This is a genomic window from Pseudomonas sp. HB05 (assembly GCF_016756915.1).
GTDB lineage: Bacteria > Pseudomonadota > Gammaproteobacteria > Pseudomonadales > Pseudomonadaceae > Aquipseudomonas > Aquipseudomonas alvandae.
Genome location: NZ_JAESPG010000001.1, coordinates 61591 through 80513, shown reverse-complemented (window position 1 = coordinate 80513; position 18923 = coordinate 61591). Strand labels below are relative to the sequence as shown.

Here is an 18923-nt window from a genome sequence, read left to right as displayed (position 1 = left end):
GTTAGCCGGGCGCGCATTTTAGCCTGTCCGTATAGAGGTTCTTAGCATTTATTTGAGAATGAACCAGTGATTTGGCAATAAGGCGATCAAAGGACAGATAAAAGGAACACAGCGAAACGCCATCGGTCACTCATTAAGCAACTCAAAACATGCCCAGGTGCCGTGCCTGGCGCATCGAACTCATGGGTCCTGGCCATGGCGGGGATCGCAACGAGGAGTCATGCCTGATGAGCATTAACAAACCTGCCGGCCCCAGCCAATTGGCCGGGACCGATACCCTGGACCGCAGCAATACCAACGCCAAACTCGAGAGCCTGGAGCAGTTTCGCTCCGACGCCACCGAACAGGCGTTGCGTACCAACCAGGGCGTAAAAATCGCTGATAACCAGAACACGCTCCGGGCGGGTGCGCGTGGGCCGTCGCTGCTGGAAGATTTCATCATGCGTGAGAAAATCACGCACTTTGACCACGAACGCATCCCGGAGCGCATCGTTCATGCCCGCGGGACTGGCGCCCATGGTTATTTCCAAAGCTATGAAGCGCATTCGGCCCTGACCAAGGCCGGTTTCCTACAGGACCCGAGTAAAAAGACGCCAGTGTTCGTGCGTTTTTCCACTGTGCAAGGTCCGCGGGGTTCCGGTGACACCGTGCGGGACGTGCGTGGCTTTGCCGTGAAGTTCTTCACCGACGAAGGCAACTTCGACCTGGTGGGCAATAACATGCCGGTGTTTTTCATCCAGGACGCGGTGAAGTTTCCAGACTTCGTCCACGCGGTTAAACCCGAGCCCCACAACGAGATTCCCACCGGCGGCTCGGCCCACGACACGTTCTGGGATTTTGTCTCACTGGTGCCGGAATCGGCTCACATGGTGATTTGGGCGATGTCTGACCGGGCCATTCCAAAAAGCCTGCGCACCATGCAGGGTTTTGGCGTGCACACCTTCCGCATGATCAACGCCGAAGGCCTGAGCAGCTTCGTCAAATTCCACTGGCGACCCAAGGCTGGGACCTGTTCCTTGGTGTGGGACGAAGCCCAGAAGCTTGCAGGCAAGGATACCGACTACCACCGTCGCGACCTCTGGGAGTCCATCGAGATGGGCGATTACCCGGAATGGGAATTCGGTGTGCAAATCGTTGCCGAGGAAGACGAGCACAAGTTCGACTTCGACCTGCTCGACCCGACCAAGATTATTCCCGAAGAGCTGGTGCCCATCACGCCGCTGGGCAAGATGGTGCTGAACCGTAACCCGGATAATTTCTTCGCCGAAGTCGAGCAGGTTGCGTTCTGCCCCGGGCATATCGTGCCGGGCATTGATTTCACCAATGATCCGTTGCTGCAAGGCCGGCTGTTTTCCTACACCGATACGCAGATCAGCCGACTCGGTGGGCCGAATTTTCATGAGTTGCCGATCAATCGCGCGATCACGCCCGTGCACAACGGCCAGCGGGATGCCATGCACCGCACAACCATCGACAAGGGACGCGCGTCCTACGAGCCGAACTCCATCGATGGCGGTTGGCCAAAAGAGACGCCGCCCGGCCCACAGGATGGCGGTTTTGAAAGCTATCCGGAGCGTATCGACGCTCACAAGATTCGCCAGCGCAGCGATTCGTTTGGCGATCATTTCTCCCAGGCACGGCTGTTTTACAAAAGCATGAGCCCCCACGAAAAAGAACACATCATTGCGGCCTACAGCTTTGAACTGGGAAAAGTGGAGCGTGAATTCATCCGGGCGCGGCAGGTGAACGAGATCCTCGCCAACATCGACCTGGAACTGGCCGGGCGAGTTGCCAAGAACCTTGGCTTGCCGGCACCGATCGCCGGTACGGTTGATGTTCCGACGCCATCGCTGGAGCAATCCCCCGCCCTGAGCCAGGCGAACCTGCTCTCTGGCGACATCAAGACGCGCAAAGTGGCGGTATTGGTCGCCAACGGTGTTGATGGGTCGATCATTGATGCACTCAAGCAAGCCCTGGAGGCCGAAGGTGCCCACGCCAAAGTGCTGGGGCCGACCTCGGCGCCGGTCGCCACGGCGGATGGGCAGACGCTGGCGGTGGATGCGTCCATGGAAGGCCTGCCGTCGATTGCCTTTGACGCGGTGTTCGTGCCGGGCGGTGCGGAGTCGATCAAGGCCTTGAGTCGCGACGGCGTGGCGTTGCATTACGTGCTGGAGGCCTACAAGCATCTGAAAGCCATTGGGCTTCATGGTGAGGCCCGGCAGCTGTTGGTGGAGTTGAAGCTGGAGGTGGATGCGGGGTTGATCGAAGATGCGGATGCGAGCGGTTTTTCGCGGTTTTTTGCGGCGATTGCCCAGCATCGGGTTTGGGCGCGGGAGCCGAAGGCCAAGGCGGTTCCGGCCTAAAGAGATTTGTTGTCTGGTAGGGCGCTATCGCGAGCAAGCTCGCTCCCACATGGGGTTTCGTGATCGACACAAACCACTGTGGGAGCGAGCTTGCTCGCGATGCTTTTAGGGCTTACGCGGCGTCAGCACCAGCTGTGCCGGCACACTGCGCAAAATCTGCTTCTGCAGTTTCAAGTCAAACCCCGGATCAAGCTTCTTGACCCGCTTTGTCAGCAACGTCGCCAGCCATGGATAGTCATTGGTGCGTGGCGCCTGGATGCTGACGTCACACTGATAACTCACCACATCGGCGGCGATGGCGTCTAATTGCCGACGCATTTGCTGTATATCAGCGAGGTTAAGCGCAACGGTGGTGCTCGGCGCGCTCGGGTCGATCACCTTGGCGACGGGTTTTGCTTCGGCAGCCTTGAGGTCTGCTTCGGCTTTATCCAGCTCGGCCTTGCGGGCCTCGGCAATGGCACTGTTGACTTCGCCGGTCAGCGCTGGAGCCTTTGGCATCAACGCCCGGGCACGGCTCAGGGCAGTGGCGGCGGCGTTTACATCGCCTTTTTGCAGATCGATCTGGCTGCGGCGCAGGTACGCCTCGGCCAGTTGCCGTTGGTAGGGCTCCAGCGAGCGATCTTCGGGCGCCTGGCTTTGCAAAGCGGCCAATTGGTCTTCAGCGGTGGCCAGCTCATTGCTGGCCAGGCTTTGTTCGAGCTGGGCGATGGCCGGAGCCCTTGTATCAGGGGCCTCGACGACTGGCGGCGTGCTCTGGCAGGCACCCAGCAGCAGGGAAAACGCGACAAGGAGCAGATAACGGGAGGCGAACGGCTTCATTCCTGCGACTCTCTATTTGCGCAAAAAGCGAGCAAGTCTACACCCCTCGACGGGGCAGGACAAAACTCAGCAGAAACAACGCAGCGGCGCTGACCACGATCGATGGGCCGGCCGGGGTGTCCTTGAACCAGGACAGCGCCAGCCCGCCACACACCGCGAGCATGCCCAGCAGGCTCGCACCCAAGGCCATCTGCTCGGGTGAGCGGGCGTGACGCTGTGCCGCAGCCGCAGGAATGATCAGCAATGAGGTAATCAGCAAGACACCGACGATTTTCATCGCCACGGCGATGACCACCGCGATCAACAGCATCAGTGCCAAGCGCAGGCCCACCACGGGCAAACCTTCGACTCGCGCCAGCTCTTCATGGACGGTGACCGCCAGCAACGGACGCCACAGCGCCACCAGCAACAGCAGCACCGCCGCGCTGCCGCCGAGGATCCAGGCAAGGTCCGTCGGACTGATCGCCAGCAAGTCGCCGAACAGATAGGCCATCAGGTCGATCCGCACGTCCCGCATGAAGCTCAGCACTACCAGCCCGAGCGACAGCGTGCTCGGCGCCAGGATGCCCAGCAGCGTGTCGGACGCCAGCGGCTGGCGTTGTTGCAAGGTCACCAGCACCACCGCCAGCAGCAGGCAGCCAACCGTCACCGCGATGGCCGGGCTGACGTCCAGCAGAAAACCCATGGCCACGCCAAGCAGCGCCGCGTGGGACAAGGTGTCGCCGAAATAGGCCATGCGCCGCCAGACCACGAACGACCCCAGTGGACCGGCCACCAGCGCGAGCGCCAAGCCTGCAAGCAGGGCGTACAACAGAAAATCAGCCATGCTTGCAGCCGTCTCCATGAACATGTTTTGAAGCAGAAGGGGCGTTGACCACCGAACCGTGCAGGTCATGGGCATGGTCATGGTGGTGATGATAAATCGCCAGGCTCTGTGCGTTCTTTCCGAACAGCTCGACGAAAGCCGGATCGCCGCTGACCTGTTCAGGATGCCCGGAACAGCAGACGTGACGGTTCAGGCAGACCACCTGGTCGGTGGTGCTCATGACCAGGTGAAGGTCGTGGGACACCATCAACACGCCGCAGCCATGGCGGTCGCGCAAACGGGTAATCAAGCTGTACAGGTCGGCCTGTCCGGCTACGTCGACCCCTTGCACCGGCTCGTCGAGCACCAGCAGTTCGGGCTCGCGCAACAGGGCACGGGCCAGTAATACCCGCTGCATCTCGCCGCCGGAAACACTCTGGACCGGGCTGTCGATCACCTGCTCGGCGCCGACTTCTTTCAGCGCTGCCAAGGCGCGTTCACGATCCACGCCCGGCACTAAACGCAGGAACCGCAGGACTGACAGCGGCAACGTTGGATCGACATGGAGTTTTTGCGGCATGTAACCGACGCGCAACCGAGGCTTGCGCCACACGCTACCGCTGTCCGGCTTGAGCAGCCCCAGCACGGCGCGCACCAGGGTGGTCTTGCCGGCACCGTTGGGGCCGATCAACGTCACGATCTGCCCCGGTTCGACGCTTAAATGGATATTATCCAGCACGTTCTGCCCGGCGAACGTCACGGCCACCTGCTCGAGGCGGATCAGCGCGTTGCTCATCAGGCCCCCTGGCAGCCGGAGCAGAGGCCGACCACTTCGACGGTCTGGGTGTCGACCACGAAGCCGACGTCCTTGGCGCTCGCGACGATCGCATCGCTGATGGATTTCTGTTCCAGCTCGATGGCGGCGTGGCAATCGCGGCAGATCAGGAACTGGCCTTGGTGGGCGTGTTCCGGATGGTTGCAGCCGACGAAGGCGTTCAGCGACGAAATGCGATGCACCAGGCCATTTTCCAGGAGGAAATCCAGGGCACGGTAGACGGTTGGCGGCGCGGCACGACGGCCATCCTGCTCGCTGAGCACGGCGAGGATGTCGTAGGCGCCCAGCGGTTTGTGGCTTTGCCAGACCAATTCCAGCACCCGCCGACGCAGGGCCGTCAGGCGCAACCCTTGGCGCGCGCAAATGGCATCGGCCTCGGACAGCGCGCTGTGCACGCAGTGGGAGTGATCATGGGGACGACTGGCAAGGGGTGTAATAGGCATGGGCAGCGACGTGTTCAGTGAGAGACGTTATTATGTTACCCGGTCTCGCCTCTTCGAGTGGTCATCGTGTCCCGATTTTTTTCGCTCTTTGTCGCTTTTGTCGCAAGTTTCCTGCTGATTGGCTCGGCCCAGGCCGACGTCAAGGTGCTCACCAGCATCAAGCCGTTGCAATTGATTGCCGCCGCCGTGCAGGACGGCGTGGCCGTTCCGGAAGTGCTGCTGCCGCCGGGCGCTTCGCCCCATCACTACGCGTTGCGGCCCTCCGATGTGCGCAAGGTGCAATCGGTGGACCTGCTGTACTGGATCGGGCCGGACATGGAAGGTTTCCTACCGCGTGTGCTGAACGGTCGTACGTTGCCATCGGTTGCGGTGCAGGACCTACCGGGGCTCACGTTGCGTCATTTCGCCGAGGACAGCGCGTCCCACGAAGATCATGACGATGGCGGCGATGAGCACGATCATGATCATCGCCCCGGCACCGTGGATGCCCACCTGTGGCTGTCGCCGCACAATGCGCGCGTGATCGCCGCCAGGATGGCGGCTGACCTGAGCGCAGCGGATCCGGCGAATTCTGCCCGTTATCAAAGCAACCTCAAGGGTTTCAACCAGCGCCTCGATGCCTTGGACGCGCGCCTCAAGACACGCTTGGCCGGGATCGCGGGCAAGCCGTATTTCGTCTTCCATGAAGCATTCGATTATTTCGAAGACAACTATGGACTCAAGCACGCCGGGGTGTTCGCCGTGGCCGCCGAAGTCCAGCCCGGCGCCCAGCACGTGGCGGCCATGCGCACGCGCTTGCAGGCGGTGGGCAAGACCTGCGTCTTCAGCGAACCACCGTTGCGCCCGCGCCTGGCCGAAACCCTGGTGGCCGGGTTGCCGGTGAAACTGGCGGAGCTGGACGCGCTGGGTGGCTACACCCCGGCGACGGCGCAGGGGTATGAGCAGTTGTTGGAGAAGTTGGGGAATGATTTGGCGGGGTGTTTGGAGTCGCTATAGCCTGTCAACGCAGAACCTGTGGCGAGGGAGCTTGCTCCCGCTGGGCTGCGAAGCGGCCCTAAAAATCTTGCGGTCGCTGCGCAACCGAGCGGGAGCAAGCTCCCTCGCCACAAAAGCCTTCGCGTCGCCTGCTGTTATAGGGCGAAAGGCAACAACGCGTGGACCTTCTGCCGCTGCGCCAACCGCTGCTGGAATTCCATCGGATCGTGGATCAACACATCCTGACCAGCGAACGACTCGGCGGCGATCAGCCGCGACAACCAGAACCGCACGCATGCCACACGCAGCATGGTCGGCCACAATTGCGCCTCGGCGGCGGTGAACGGCCGTAGCGCCGCATAGGCGCCCAGCAATGCCCTCGCCCGTGGGCCATCGAGCACACCGTCGTCATCCGAACACCAGTCATTCAATGCGATGGCGACGTCGTACAGCATCGGCCCGGAGCAGGCGTTGTAAAAGTCGATCAGTCCGGTCAGGTGCGTGCCCTCGAACATCGCGTTGTCACGGAACAGGTCTGCATGGATGTTGGCCCGGGGCAGCGCCAGGATGCCGACTTTCTTCAGCGAAATTTCCTCCAGCGCAGCTTCCAGCAACTGACGTGGCTCGGTATCAAGGTGCGACAGCAGTTTGCCGCCCTCCTCCTCCATCCAGTCCAGGCCACGATCGGTCTTGCGTTTGATCATGTTGTCCTTGGTCGCCAAGTGCAGATGCGCGAGCAATTCGCCGACCTGGGCGCAGTGCTGGGCGTTGGCCTGCTTGATGTGCTTGCCGGCCAGGCGCGGTTGCAGCAGCGCCGGTTTGCCCGCCAGTTCCCGCAGCGCAACGCCGTCTGTCGTACGCAAGGCGTAAGGCACCGGCAGATTGGCGTCGTGCAGAACGTCCAGCAGTTCGATGAAGAACGGCATTTCCTGCACCGGGCCACGTTCGACCAGGGTCAGGACGAATTCACCCTGCTCCAGGCTGATGAAAAAATTGGTGTTTTCGCTGCCGGCAGCAATCCCCTGGAAATCAAGTAGACGGCCAAGCCCATAAGGGGCGAGAAAGGTTTCCAGCTCGGGCCGAGCCAGGGGCGTGAACACAGACATGGTTAAAACTGCCAGTACGGGCGCCCTTCAGCGGGCGCCGGTTGAAGTCGGGAGCGGCATCACCACTCAAAGATTTTCCACGAAGGGATCAGCATATCCGGCTGGTCCGAGCGGATGAAGTTTGCATCAGTGCCGTCGGCGCGTACCAGGAAATAAGGCTTGCCGTTCTTGGGCGTGACCTTGATCGCGTACAGAAAGCCGTTTTGCCGATATTCCTGGATGGTTTTGTCGCCTTCGGTGCGGATGGTGACATCCGGGTCCGCCGAGGGTGCGTCGTCCGCCGCCATGACGGCTATCGGGGTGAATGCAAACAAGCCAGCGAGTAACAGGCGATTTAGTGTACGCATGATAACCTTGTCCCTTTGTCGTCAACGGTCCCGCTATTCTAGCCTTGGACCCGCCGAAAAGGTTGATCCTGCTCATGAGCCAAGCCCCCCTCGTCCTGGTGGACGGTTCTTCTTATCTGTACCGCGCCTTTCACGCGCTGCCGCCGCTGACCACGTCCAAAGGCCTGCCGACAGGCGCGGTCAAGGGCGTGCTGAACATGCTCAAGAGTCTGCGCAAGCAGTACCCGGACAGTCCGTTCGCCGTGGTGTTCGACGCCAAGGGTGGGACGTTTCGCGATGCGCTGTACGCCGAATACAAGGCTAATCGCCCGAGCATGCCCGACGACATGCGGGTGCAGATCGAGCCGCTGCACGCCAGCGTCAAGGCCCTGGGCTTCCCGCTGCTGTGCGTGGACAACGTCGAGGCCGATGACGTGATCGGCACCCTGGCGCGCAGCAGCGCGGCGGCTGACCGTCCGGTGGTGATCTCCACCGGCGACAAGGACATGGCGCAGTTGGTCGATGGGCACATTACCTTGGTCAACACGATGACCGGTAGCGCCTTGGACGTGGCTGGCGTGAAGGAGAAGTTTGGCGTCGCTCCGGAGCAGATCATCGATTACCTGGCGTTGATGGGCGATTCGTCCGACAACATCCCGGGCGTTCCGGGCATCGGGCCGAAGACCGCTTCCGGCCTGCTGGTGGGCGTCAATGGCGGCCTGACCGAACTGTATTCACAGCTGGATATTGTCGCCACGCTGCCAATTCGCGGTGCCAAGACCCTGGCCGCCAAGCTCGAAGAGCACAAGGAAATGGCCTTCCTCTCCTATGAGCTGGCGACCATCAAGACCGACGTGCCGCTGGATGTCGGCCTCGACGACCTGCAGATGGGCGCGCCGGATCACGAGAAACTGGCCGAGCTTTACACCTTGCTGGAGTTCAAGAGCTGGTTTGAAGAAAACCAGCGGGACGCCAAGCGTGCCGGCCAGGAGATCGTCGAAGTTGCCGAAGAACAGCCCGGCGCTGCCGAGGCCAAGTACGAAGTCATCCTTGACCAGGCGCGCTTCGACGCGTGGCTGGCGAAACTCGACAAGGCGCCGCTGTTTGCCTTCGTCACCGAAACCAACGGAGGCGATGCCCAGCACTCGCAACTCGTTGGGTTGTCGTTTGCCGTGGCGCCTTTCGAAGCGGCGTATATCCCGCTGACGCATTCCTACATGGGCGTGCCCGAGCAGTTGGACCGCGACACGGTGCTCAAGGCGCTCAAGCCGCTGCTGGAAGATCCGAACAAGCTCAAGGTCGGCCAGCACGCCAAGTTCGAAACCAATATCCTGGCCAACTGCGCCATCGGTGGCGACCAAGACAACGGCATCCTGGTCCAAGGCATTGCCTTCGATACCATGCTTGAATCCTACGTGCTGGATTCCACCGCGACTCGCCACGACATGGACAGCCTGGCGCTCAAGTACCTGGGCCAAAGCAAGACCGACTTCCAGGACATCGCGGGCAAAGGCGTCAAGCAACTGACCTTCGACCAGATATCCCTGGAGCTGGCGGGGCCTTATGCCGCCGAAGACGCCGACGTAACTTTCCGCCTGCACCAGGCCTTGCAGGAAAAACTGGCCGCCACGCCGAGCCTGGGCAAGGTACTCAGCGAGATTGAAATGCCATTGATGCCGGTCCTGGCGCGGATCGAGCGCCAAGGGGCGCTGGTCGATGCCAACCTGCTGGGCGCGCAGAGTGTCGAGTTGGGCGAGAAACTGGTGGCGTTGGAGCGTGAGGCGTTTGCCATTGCCGGCGAGGAATTCAACCTGGGCTCGCCGAAGCAATTGGGCGTCATCCTGTACGAAAAACTTGGCCTGCCGGTGCTCAGCAAAACCGCCAAGGGCCAGGCGTCCACCGCCGAAGCGGTGCTCGCCGAGCTGGCGGAACAGGATTACCCGCTGCCCAAGGTGCTGATGCAGTACCGCTCGCTGAGCAAGCTCAAGAGCACCTACACCGATCGCCTGCCGGAGCAGATCAACAGCCGCACCGGACGCGTCCATACCAACTACCAGCAAGCCGTCGCTGCGACCGGACGCCTGTCGTCCATCGACCCGAACCTGCAGAACATTCCGATCCGCACGGCCGAAGGTCGGCGCATCCGCCAGGCCTTCGTCGCGCCGAAAGGCTACAAGCTGCTGGCGGCGGACTATTCGCAGATCGAGCTGCGGATCATGGCGCACCTGGCCAAGGATGAAGGTCTGCTCCATGCGTTCCGCAACGACCTGGATGTGCACCGTGCCACCGCCGCCGAAGTGTTCGGCGTCGAACTGCAAGCCGTCACCCATGATCAGCGTCGCAGCGCCAAGGCGATCAACTTCGGCTTGATCTACGGCATGAGCGCGTTTGGCCTGGCCAAGCAGATCGGCGTTGATCGCAAGCAGTCCCAGGCCTACATCGACCGCTACTTCGCCCGTTACCCGGGTGTGCTGGAATACATGGAGCGCACCCGCGCCCAGGCGGCCGAGCAAGGTTTCGTCGAAACCATTTTCGGTCGTCGCTTGTACCTGCCGGACATCAACGCGAAGAACCCGGCCCTGCGCAAAGGCGCCGAGCGCACCGCCATCAACGCGCCGATGCAAGGCACCGCGGCTGACATCATCAAGAAAGCCATGGTGGCCGTGGATCGCTGGCTGGCGACCTCAGGGCTGGATGCGAAGGTGATCCTGCAGGTCCACGACGAACTGGTCCTGGAAGTGCGCGAAGACCTGGTCGATCAGGTGAGCGGGGAAATCCGCCAGCACATGAGCGCCGCCGCCACGCTGGACGTGCCGCTGTTGGTAGAAGTAGGTGTGGGCAATAACTGGGATGAGGCGCACTGATCGCAAACCTAGGTCGAGTGCTCTTGTGGCGAGGGAGTCACCGCAATGCAGCGTCGGGAGCATCAGCTCTGAAAGTTCCTACAGTTATTTCCAAAAAAATCTGAACTAAACCCGTGAAATCCCACTCAGAGATTCTGAATGGCTGGTGAAGCCCTTCAATGCTCCTATGTTGTGTTAAGTGTTGGCAGATATCTGGACCCCGCCCTAGCGGTCCGGAACTTGGACCCCGAACTTCCCCCTCCCCATACGAAGTCCGGGGTTTTTTTTGCCTGCGATTTGGCTTATTCAGCCGCGTCGCTGCCCTTGTCCGCCAGCTCCATCCAGTCGGCCAGCACCGTGTAGGCTTCTTCCAACCCCATGCGCTTGGGGGCCGAGAACAACTGGATGGTGATCGTATCGCCCCAGCCCTTGCGAATCTCCGACTGCACCTTGAGCAGCGTGTTCTTCGCGGCGCCGTAGGTGAGTTTGTCGGCTTTGGTCAGCAGAATGTGCATCGGCATGCCGCTGGCGACTGCCCAATCGAGCATCAGCAAGTCGAAGTCAGTCATCGGATGGCGGATGTCCATCATCAGAATCAAACCCTTCAAGCTTTCTCGGCTGCCCAGGTAGGCTTCCAGGTGGCGTTGCCAGTGCTGCTTGAGCGGAATCGGCACCTTGGCATAACCGTAGCCGGGCAGGTCGACCAAACGGCGTTCATCGTCTAGCTTGAAGAAGTTCAAGAGCTGTGTGCGGCCCGGAGTTTTCGAAGTACGGGCCAGGCTCGCATGGGTCAGGGTGTTCAGCGCGCTGGACTTACCGGCGTTGGAACGCCCGGCGAAAGCCACTTCGAAGCCTTCGTCGTCAGGGCATTGATCGACTTTGGCAGCGCTGAGCATGAAGGTGGACTGTTGGCACAGGCCGAGGATAGGGTTCTTCAGTTGCATGGGATTTCCGATGTGGGCGGCGTCGGGAATGGACGCGGCAAGCTGTGTCGTTTCCGTTTCAGTGACGCCAGTATATAATGCCGCAGATTTTGTGTGCGCTTTGTCCCAGCGTAGGATGAGGCTCACGGGAGCGACCGACCGAAATTGCGCACTAGAACGCAGCTCGCTCTCAACCCTGAAAAGGTCGTTTTATGACGAAATGGCTGCTAGCTGCCGGTGTCTTGATGCCGCTTTACAGCGCTCAGGCTACACAGGATCCGGAAGCTGTGTACAACCGTGTTTGTGGTGCTTGTCATTCCGGCCAACTGCCCACGGCACCCCGCAAGGGTGACCGGGAAGCTTGGACGCCAAGGTTGGCGAAAGGTATGGGGACGCTGGTGCAACACGTGACCCAGGGTTTCAAGGCGATGCCGCCGCGTGGTTTGTGCATGGACTGCAGTGCCGAGGATTACCAAGCCATCATCCAGTGGATGAGCGAGTAAACCCGGTCCATAACTCTTTAACCCTTAGCCGTAGTTGGATTAGCTGATGAACAAACTGATCGTGAGTCTGCTGTTGACCTTGGGGATGTCCGGCGTAGCCCACGCCGCAGGCGATGCCGCCGCCGGCCAGGCAAAAGCGGCCGTATGCGGGGCCTGCCACGGCCCGGATGGCAACAGCATGGCGCCCAACTTTCCGAAACTGGCGGGCCAGGGCGAGCGTTATCTGACCAAGCAATTGCATGACATCAAGGACGGCAAGCGTGTCGTCCTGGAAATGACCGGCCTGCTGACCAACCTGAGCGATCAGGACCTGTCGGACATCGCCGCTTATTTCGCCAGCCAGAAGGGCAGCGTCGGCGCCGCTGATCCAAAACTCGTGGCTCGCGGTGAAGCGCTGTTCCGCGGCGGCGACCTGGACAAGGGCCTGCCCGCCTGCACCGGCTGCCACTCGCCGAATGGCAGCGGCAACGCCGCCGCAGGCTTCCCACACCTGGGCGGCCAGCACGCGCAATACGTCACCAAGCAATTGACCGATTTCCGCAAGGAAGAAGGTGGTCGTGCCAACGACGGCGACGCGATGACCATGCGCACCATCGCGCGCAAGCTGAGCGACGAAGACATCGCCGCTGTGTCGAGTTATATCCAGGGTCTGCATTAAGACCGTTGGCCAGGCGTTGTGAGGTTTGCATTCCCCGCAACGTTAACACTCGATTAATCTGTCGATGCAAACATCAAAAGGGTGGCTTTGGCCGCCCTTTTTTGTGGCCGCTGCCGTTACACTAGCGAACTTGAACCCGCCACGGTCTGTCTTAGAAACAGGTCTCGCGAGGCCACCTCATTGTCCAGGAGTAAAGCATGCGTAATCTGATCATCAGCGCCGCGCTCGTCGCCGCCAGCCTGTTCGGCATGGCTGCCCAAGCCAACGCCGAGGAATCGAAGGCCCCTTACGTCGAGTTGACCAACCCCGTTCCGGTGGCTGTGCCTGGCAAGATCGAAGTGGTGGAACTGTTCTGGTACGGTTGCCCGCATTGCTATGCGTTCGAGCCAGTCATCAACCCATGGGTTGAAAAACTGCCTTCGGACGTGAACTTCGTGCGCATTCCGGCCATGTTCGGCGGCCCATGGGACGCCCACGGCCAGATGTTCCTGACCCTCGAAGCCATGGGCGTCGAGCACCAGGTTCACGCAGCGGTGTTCAATGCGATCCAGAAAGAAGGCAAGAAGCTGACCAAGAAAGAAGACATGGCCGAGTTCCTCGCGACCCAGGGCGTCGACAAGGACAAGTTCCTGGCCACGTTTGACTCCTTTGCTATCCAGGGGCAGATCAAAAAGGCTCGTGAGCTGGCGAAGAAATACGAAATCACTGGCGTACCGACCATGATCGTCAATGGCAAATACCGCTTTGACATCGGCTCCGCTGGCGGCGCGAACGAAGCACTGCAACTGGCCGACAAGCTGATCGCCAAAGAGCGGGCGGCGACCAAGACCGCTGCCAACTAAGCGTAGCGCCTGCCATGGCCCGCTGGAGCACCGAACGCGTTGTTGGCCTGCATGAAGCACGGGTCAACGAGCATCATGTCGCGTCCACGGGCCTGCCTGCCGACAGTCGTTTGCGGCTGCTCAGCTTCAATATCCAGGTCGGTATCAGCACCGAACGTTACCGGCATTACCTGACCCGGGGTTGGCAACATGTGCTGCCCCATACGGGACGCGCCGGCAATCTGCAGAAGATCGGCGACCTGTTGAAGGATTTCGATCTGGTGGCCTTGCAGGAAGCCGACGGCGGAAGCCTGAGGTCCGGCTACGTCAACCAGGTCGAGCACCTTGCCCAACTGGGCGCGTTTCCCTATTGGTACCAGCAACTCAATCGCAACCTCGGACGTCTCGGCCAGCACAGCAATGGTGTGTTGAGCCGCTTGCGACCGTGGGCGATCGAAGACCATCCGCTGCCGGGCCCCAAGGGCCGCGGCGCGATCCTCGCGCGTTTCGGCGAAGGTCCGGAGGCGCTGATCGTGGTCATGATGCACCTGGCGCTCGGGGCGCGTACCCGCACGATGCAATTGGCGTACATTCGCGAGCTGATTGGCGGCTACAAGCATCAGGTGCTGATGGGCGACATGAACACCCATGCCACCGACCTGTTGCAGACCTCCCCCCTGCGCGACCTTGGTCTGCTGGCTCCGCAACTTGAAGCGACATTCCCCAGCTGGCGTCCTCAACGCTGCCTGGACCATATCCTGCTGAGCCCGACCCTGACCCTCGAACGGGTCGAGGTGCTGGCCCAGCCCATTTCCGATCACCTGCCCGTCGCGGTCGAAATACGTTTGCCGGGTTCGCTCACGGCTGATGCATTCCCCGCGCTGAGTCCTGCCCCTCGCGGATCCGATGAATGAGCGACGACGCCGAACGCTGGAGAGAAAAATACCTCAAGAGCATCGAACAACAGGAAAAGCTCGAGCGCCGCTGGGACGCTCGGCTCGACTTGTTGCGTCGTGGCCTGGTGCGCAGCACCCTCGCCGCCGAGGGTACCGATCGGGCCGTGGACCAGTGCATGAAGGAAATGCGCGAAGTGGTGCGTACCGACAACATGGACGCCGCCCTCGCCGCCTTGCTTCCACGCCTGGAGAAAGCCGTACTTGATTCCGAACAGCGTCGCGAGACCCGCGCGGAACAGGTGAGCGCGGCGCTGACGGCCCTGGTCGCCCAGTTGCAGAGCCTGCCGCTGCCGAAGGAAGTCAGCCGGCCCCTGAAGAAATTCTCCAAGCAACTGGAGGCCCGGGCCGACCAGGCGCGGGAAATCCCGCTGTTGCTCAGTGAACTGAGCCAATTGCAAGGGCAGGCGATCAGGGCACTGGACACGCCGGAGGAGCCGAGCCGTCCCGGCCTGCTTCAACGACTGTTTGGCGGCCACGATCACTCGGAAGCGACACCCGCGCCCGCCCTGACGGCTGAAGCCGAAGCGGCCCCGCTGCCCTCCCAACCCCAAGCCATTGATACTGCAGCCGCGGCACCGGCGCCGCCGCTATCCAAAGCGGAACAAGTCCACGCACCGGACATGACGCCCGAGCCGGTGGCATCCATTGAAACAGTGGACGAGCCTGGTCCAGCACCAGCACCAGCACCAGCACCAGCACCAGCACCCGTCGTGTCGCCTGCCCAGCCGAGCATCGAGTCGGCGCCGACCCCCGATGAACCCACCGAGCCGGCCCCCGCTGCCGAGAATCCCGACGAGCTGACGCCAGAGGAACCGCCCCAGCCCATCCTCGAGGCTACAGCGGTTCCGGAAGAACCTGCCGAGCTTCCCGCGGCGATCGATCCGGATGAGTCTCCCTATAATCTGCCTGATTCCCCGGAGCCGTCCTACAGCTCGGTCGCTCGCCACATCGAAGACACCTTGCTGGGGTTGCTGGGCGACCTGACATTGCCGGAGCGGCATCGTCCTCAAGCCGAGGCCATGCGGGAACGGCTGAAAAACGGCTTGAACTGGTACGAGTTGCTGCCGGTTCTCGACGACCTGGCTGTGCTCATGCTGGCGATCACCGACAGCGGCCAGCACGAATTCGAAGCTTATCTTCAGCGGCTGAACGATCGGCTGGAGTCGTTTCAAAACACCCTGCGGGCGGCCAGCGAAGACCATGCCGATCATTCGTCGGCCTCCAGGGAGATGGACACCCAGATCCGCGAGCAGGTCGATGGCTTGCAAAACAGCGTGCAGCAGGCCGATGACCTGGAGAGCCTCAAGCACGTGCTGGAAAACCACCTTGAAGGTTTGCTCGGCACGATGGATCAGCACCAGAAACAACGGGATTTGCGCGAGCAGGAAGTGTCGGCTCGCCTGAAAAGCCTGGCCGAGCGCGTTGCATTGATGGAGCAGGACGCCCTGATCGTTCGGGAGAACCTGGAAGAGCAGCGGCAAAAGGCGTTGGTCGATCCGCTGACCGGCTTGCCCAACCGCGCCGCCTGGAGCGAACGTCTCGAACGGGAAGTCGAGCAATGGCAGCGGCATGGCAACAGCTTGCTGATTGCTATGCTCGATCTGGATCATTTCAAGCGGATCAATGACAACTATGGCCACTTGGCCGGCGACCGTGTGCTGAAGCTCATCGCCTCGGTGCTGCGCAAGCGTATACGCGGTGGCGATTTCATTGCCCGCTTCGGCGGCGAGGAGTTCGTCCTGCTGGTCCCCGATACGCCCCTGGCCGCTGGTGCAAAACTGGCCGAGGCGTTGCGCGTGGCCATCGAATCCTGTCCGTTTCACTTCAAAGGCGAACCGGTCACGGTCACGGTGTCCATGGGCATGACGGCATTCAAACCGGGAGAACATAGCGATCTGGTGCTTAAAAGAGCCGATCAGGCGCTATATCGGGCTAAAAATGCAGGACGTAATCGCGTGGAGCTAGGCTGAGGCTTCAATTGTTCCAAATTATTTAATGTCGCGGTCCAATCGGATCATTGCTGGGCGATACGTTACACTGTTGCATTATTTTTCTGCATACACCCTATCGCCATGAAATTTGCCCCGCTTCTTGCTTCGTTGCTTCTCCTGGCCGGTTGCGCGAGCGGTCCCCGACTCGACACCAGCCATCCCTCGGTCAACCACGACAGTCGAATCCAGTTCGTTGTCGTGCATTACACCTCGGCGTCCCTGGAACGCTCCTTGTCCCTGCTGACCCATGGCGAAGTCAGTGCCCATTACTTGATCGGCGATGACAAGAACGCAACCATCTACAAGCTGGTGGACGAAAGCCGACGTGCCTGGCATGCCGGCGAAAGTGAATGGCAAGGCCGGACCTGGCTCAACTCCAGCTCGATCGGTATCGAAATCGTCAACCCGGGCTATATCGATACGCCCACCGGACGTCTCTGGTATCCCTACAGCGAAGCTCAAGTCCAGTCCCTGATCGTCCTGCTCAAGGACATCACCCGGCGTAACGCGATCAATCCGGTGAACATCATCGGTCACAGCGATATCGCGCCCATGCGCAAACTGGACCCCGGGCCGTTGTTTCCCTGGAAACGCCTGGCCGAGGCCGGCTTGGGGGTTTGGCCAGACGAACGGGCAGTCGCTCGCCAGCAGGCCGCCTATGTGGATCAGCTTCCCAGCGCCAGTTGGTTCCAGGCCGAGCTGGCGCGCCTTGGCTACCCCACGCCGCGCACCGGCGAATGGGACGTCACCACTCATCAGGTCCTGGCCGCGTTCCAGATGCACTATCGACCGGCCCGGTTCGATGGCGCGCCAGACGCCCAAAGTGCGGCGATCCTGACGGTCCTCAACCAGACAAAATAATGACGCCCGTCCGACTGCGCGGGCCAATTCCAAAACAGAAGCTATAACTCATTGGTAACTTTCGGATTACCAACGATGACGGCTGCCCGAGAAACCCTGCAAAGCTGGCTCCATCGCCCTGTTTTCCTGGCGATGGTCGCGGCTGCCCTGAGTACCGTGCTGTTGCTCGCGGGAAGCCTGTTCGTGGTGATGCAACAGATCCAGCAGCGCGAAAGCGACCAGATGAATGCCCAGGGCGAGCGTTTCCTGCAGCGCCTGGAACAGCTTTTCGGCCAACTGCGCGAAAGCCTCGATGATCTTCAGGCCCAACCTCTGCGCGGCTGTGATGACGACATGATCGCGACGCTGCAACAGGTGAGCTTCAATTACCGTTTTGTCTATGAAGCCGCTTACATCGATAGTCACGGCGTATGTTCCAATCGCCCGCGCCAGAGCGGCTTATCGTTGGCCCGCCCACCCGACTTGCGAGGCCCGGCCTACAGTTACTGGCTCAACACCACCACGGAGCCCGACGAAAATCGTGCCGCCCTGATGTTGGGGCGCGGCAATTTCCGGGTCGCTACGTCTCGCGGTCACCTGACCGATGTCGTCGACCTGCCCCCAGGCAGCAGCCTCCTTGTGGTCCTGGACGAGGGCGAGCGGGCCATTCCAGTCCTCGGCACCGAGCAACGCTGGCCGCCGGCGGAGCCGTGGCCGCCAAAAAGCCGGGACGCCTTGCAAGTGACCCAGACCCGGCTGATCTATCGGATGCCGACCGACAACCCGGAATATCAACTGGTGCTGATTGCGCCGCGCAACGGCCTTCGCATTCCCGCCAACGCCTGGTGGATGCTGCCGATCAGCTTGATGCTGGGCCTTGGCATCGGCTTCCAAGTGTTTTTGCTGGCGCGTCAGCGCCAATCCATGGACGCCGAGCTGCACGGGGCCATCCGGCGCGGCGAGCTACAGGTGCTCTATCAGCCGATTTTCGATCTGCGCAGCCGCAACTGTGTCGGCGCCGAAGCGTTGCTGCGTTGGCGACGACCAGACGGTACGCTGACCAGCCCGGACCTGTTCATTCCCATGGCGGAGAACACCGGGCAGATTCGCCAGATTACCGACTTCGTCCTGCAGCGGCTGTTCGACCAGTTGGGCCAGTTGTTGCGCGCCAACCCACACCTGTACATCTCGGTGAACCTCGCGGCCTGCGATGTGATGGTCCCGCGCATTGGGGAAGTGATTACCCGCCTGCTGGCGCGGCATCGAGTGTCGGCGCGCCAGATTGCGTTCGAAGTTACCGAGCGTGGGTTGGTTGATGTGCTGGTGGCCCGGGATAACCTGCAATCGCTGCGCGACCTGGGGCATCAGGTCCTGATCGACGATTTTGGCACCGGTTATTGCAGCCTGGCTTACCTGCAGACGCTGCCGGTGGATTGCCTGAAGATCGACAAGGCCTTCATCGACGCCTTGGGCCATGATGCAGCCAGCAGTGGCGTGGCGCCGCACATTATCCGCATGGCTCATGCGTTACAGCTAAAGGTGATTGCCGAAGGCATCGAACATGAGGCCCAGGCGTCATACCTGAGCAGCGAAGGCGTTAAGTTCGGTCAGGGTTGGCTGTTCGCCCACGCGCTCAGTGCGGTGCAGCTCATAGAGTTGATCACCCGCGGTCGGCGCTTGCTCGGACGACGCCTGGACGACGAAGCTTGAGGCGGT

17 protein-coding genes are annotated in these 18923 nt (G+C 61.2%); 10 read left to right on the top strand and 7 right to left on the bottom strand.

The window, feature by feature from the left end; genetic code table 11:
* Window positions 1-227 precede the first annotated feature (227 nt).
* On the top strand, window positions 228-2363 hold the full coding sequence (katE, locus tag JMN22_RS00370) for a catalase HPII (RefSeq protein ID WP_198796128.1): 2136 nt from the start codon (window positions 228-230) through the stop codon (window positions 2361-2363).
* Between the two features lie 105 nt (window positions 2364-2468).
* Here the strand turns inward: katE and JMN22_RS00365 are convergent, their stop codons facing one another.
* The 4 genes from JMN22_RS00365 to zur are packed head-to-tail and all read right to left on the bottom strand — an operon-like array spanning window position 2469 to window position 5265.
* Complete coding sequence (locus tag JMN22_RS00365) at window positions 2469-3182, bottom strand: PA5502 family lipoprotein (protein ID WP_030138999.1); 714 nt, start codon at window positions 3180-3182, stop codon at window positions 2469-2471.
* Window positions 3183-3219: 37 nt separating this feature from the next.
* Window positions 3220-4008, bottom strand: coding sequence for a zinc ABC transporter permease subunit ZnuB (gene znuB, locus JMN22_RS00360; RefSeq protein ID WP_030138998.1), 789 nt, complete (start codon window positions 4006-4008; stop codon window positions 3220-3222).
* On the bottom strand, window positions 4001-4783 hold the full coding sequence (gene znuC / locus JMN22_RS00355) for a zinc ABC transporter ATP-binding protein ZnuC (protein WP_198796127.1): 783 nt from the start codon (window positions 4781-4783) through the stop codon (window positions 4001-4003). Before znuC ends, znuB begins: the two co-directional genes overlap by 8 nt.
* The gene (gene zur, locus JMN22_RS00350) at window positions 4783-5265 is read right to left on the bottom strand and encodes a zinc uptake transcriptional repressor Zur (protein ID WP_198796126.1); all 483 of its coding nucleotides are present in this window, start codon (window positions 5263-5265) and stop codon (window positions 4783-4785) included. Before zur ends, znuC begins: the two co-directional genes overlap by 1 nt.
* Window positions 5266-5331: 66 nt before the next feature.
* Between zur and znuA the strand changes: the two genes are divergently transcribed.
* On the top strand, window positions 5332-6261 hold the full coding sequence (gene znuA / locus JMN22_RS00345; RefSeq protein WP_198796125.1) for a zinc ABC transporter substrate-binding protein ZnuA: 930 nt from the start codon (window positions 5332-5334) through the stop codon (window positions 6259-6261).
* A gap of 134 nt (window positions 6262-6395) precedes the next feature.
* Here the strand turns inward: znuA and JMN22_RS00340 are convergent, their stop codons facing one another.
* Window positions 6396-7346, bottom strand: coding sequence for a homoserine kinase (locus JMN22_RS00340; RefSeq protein WP_198796124.1), 951 nt, complete (start codon window positions 7344-7346; stop codon window positions 6396-6398).
* Window positions 7347-7405: 59 nt separating this feature from the next.
* Window positions 7406-7693, bottom strand: coding sequence for a DUF2782 domain-containing protein (locus JMN22_RS00335; RefSeq protein ID WP_030138994.1), 288 nt, complete (start codon window positions 7691-7693; stop codon window positions 7406-7408).
* Window positions 7694-7767: 74 nt separating this feature from the next.
* Here JMN22_RS00335 and polA point away from each other — a divergent pair, with 74 nt between their 5' ends.
* Window positions 7768-10536 carry a DNA polymerase I gene (gene polA, locus JMN22_RS00330; protein ID WP_198796123.1) on the top strand — a complete coding sequence of 923 codons (2769 nt, stop codon included), beginning with the start codon at window positions 7768-7770 and terminating at the stop codon, window positions 10534-10536.
* Between the two features lie 281 nt (window positions 10537-10817).
* On the opposite strand, the gene yihA is transcribed toward polA, so the two are convergent.
* A complete protein-coding gene (gene yihA, locus JMN22_RS00325; protein WP_030138992.1) occupies window positions 10818-11459 on the bottom strand; it encodes a ribosome biogenesis GTP-binding protein YihA/YsxC in 642 nt (213 codons plus the stop codon).
* Between the two features lie 191 nt (window positions 11460-11650).
* Here yihA and JMN22_RS00320 point away from each other — a divergent pair, with 191 nt between their 5' ends.
* The 7 genes from JMN22_RS00320 to JMN22_RS00290 all read left to right on the top strand — a co-directional run bounded on the left by JMN22_RS00320 (window position 11651) and on the right by JMN22_RS00290 (window position 18917).
* On the top strand, window positions 11651-11941 hold the full coding sequence (locus JMN22_RS00320) for a c-type cytochrome (RefSeq protein WP_030138991.1): 291 nt from the start codon (window positions 11651-11653) through the stop codon (window positions 11939-11941).
* 46 nt (window positions 11942-11987) lie between these two features.
* Complete coding sequence (locus JMN22_RS00315) at window positions 11988-12599, top strand: c-type cytochrome (RefSeq protein ID WP_030138990.1); 612 nt, start codon at window positions 11988-11990, stop codon at window positions 12597-12599.
* 197 nt (window positions 12600-12796) lie between these two features.
* Entirely contained in the window at window positions 12797-13441 is a 645-nt protein-coding gene (locus tag JMN22_RS00310; RefSeq protein ID WP_030138989.1) for a thiol:disulfide interchange protein DsbA/DsbL, read from the top strand.
* 14 nt (window positions 13442-13455) lie between these two features.
* Window positions 13456-14334 (top strand): endonuclease/exonuclease/phosphatase family protein, encoded by an 879-nt coding sequence (locus tag JMN22_RS00305; RefSeq protein ID WP_030138988.1) that lies wholly within the window; start codon window positions 13456-13458, stop codon window positions 14332-14334.
* Window positions 14331-16346, top strand: coding sequence for a diguanylate cyclase (locus JMN22_RS00300; protein ID WP_198796122.1), 2016 nt, complete (start codon window positions 14331-14333; stop codon window positions 16344-16346). The genes JMN22_RS00305 and JMN22_RS00300 overlap by 4 nt, the downstream gene beginning before the upstream one ends.
* A gap of 102 nt (window positions 16347-16448) precedes the next feature.
* Window positions 16449-17228, top strand: coding sequence for an N-acetylmuramoyl-L-alanine amidase (locus tag JMN22_RS00295; protein WP_198796121.1), 780 nt, complete (start codon window positions 16449-16451; stop codon window positions 17226-17228).
* A gap of 75 nt (window positions 17229-17303) precedes the next feature.
* Window positions 17304-18917: an EAL domain-containing protein gene (locus JMN22_RS00290; RefSeq protein ID WP_030138985.1), complete on the top strand. Its 1614-nt coding sequence runs from the start codon at window positions 17304-17306 to the stop codon at window positions 18915-18917.
* Window positions 18918-18923 lie beyond the last annotated feature (6 nt).

What these genes read in the sequence shown, in the direction of transcription:
- katE (WP_198796128.1), top strand. Translation starts at nt 228, where the DNA reads ATGAGCATTAACAAACCTGCCGGCCCCAGCCAATTGGCCGGGACCGAT.
- JMN22_RS00365 (WP_030138999.1), bottom strand. Translation starts at nt 3,182, where the DNA reads ATGAAGCCGTTCGCCTCCCGTTATCTGCTCCTTGTCGCGTTTTCCCTG.
- znuB (WP_030138998.1), bottom strand. Translation starts at nt 4,008, where the DNA reads ATGGCTGATTTTCTGTTGTACGCCCTGCTTGCAGGCTTGGCGCTCGCG.
- znuC (WP_198796127.1), bottom strand. Translation starts at nt 4,783, where the DNA reads ATGAGCAACGCGCTGATCCGCCTCGAGCAGGTGGCCGTGACGTTCGCC.
- zur (WP_198796126.1), bottom strand. Translation starts at nt 5,265, where the DNA reads ATGCCTATTACACCCCTTGCCAGTCGTCCCCATGATCACTCCCACTGC.
- JMN22_RS00340 (WP_198796124.1), bottom strand. Translation starts at nt 7,346, where the DNA reads ATGTCTGTGTTCACGCCCCTGGCTCGGCCCGAGCTGGAAACCTTTCTC.
- JMN22_RS00335 (WP_030138994.1), bottom strand. Translation starts at nt 7,693, where the DNA reads ATGCGTACACTAAATCGCCTGTTACTCGCTGGCTTGTTTGCATTCACC.
- polA (WP_198796123.1), top strand. Translation starts at nt 7,768, where the DNA reads ATGAGCCAAGCCCCCCTCGTCCTGGTGGACGGTTCTTCTTATCTGTAC.
- yihA (WP_030138992.1), bottom strand. Translation starts at nt 11,459, where the DNA reads ATGCAACTGAAGAACCCTATCCTCGGCCTGTGCCAACAGTCCACCTTC.
- JMN22_RS00320 (WP_030138991.1), top strand. Translation starts at nt 11,651, where the DNA reads ATGACGAAATGGCTGCTAGCTGCCGGTGTCTTGATGCCGCTTTACAGC.
- JMN22_RS00315 (WP_030138990.1), top strand. Translation starts at nt 11,988, where the DNA reads ATGAACAAACTGATCGTGAGTCTGCTGTTGACCTTGGGGATGTCCGGC.
- JMN22_RS00310 (WP_030138989.1), top strand. Translation starts at nt 12,797, where the DNA reads ATGCGTAATCTGATCATCAGCGCCGCGCTCGTCGCCGCCAGCCTGTTC.
- JMN22_RS00305 (WP_030138988.1), top strand. Translation starts at nt 13,456, where the DNA reads ATGGCCCGCTGGAGCACCGAACGCGTTGTTGGCCTGCATGAAGCACGG.
- JMN22_RS00300 (WP_198796122.1), top strand. Translation starts at nt 14,331, where the DNA reads ATGAGCGACGACGCCGAACGCTGGAGAGAAAAATACCTCAAGAGCATC.
- JMN22_RS00295 (WP_198796121.1), top strand. Translation starts at nt 16,449, where the DNA reads ATGAAATTTGCCCCGCTTCTTGCTTCGTTGCTTCTCCTGGCCGGTTGC.
- JMN22_RS00290 (WP_030138985.1), top strand. Translation starts at nt 17,304, where the DNA reads ATGACGGCTGCCCGAGAAACCCTGCAAAGCTGGCTCCATCGCCCTGTT.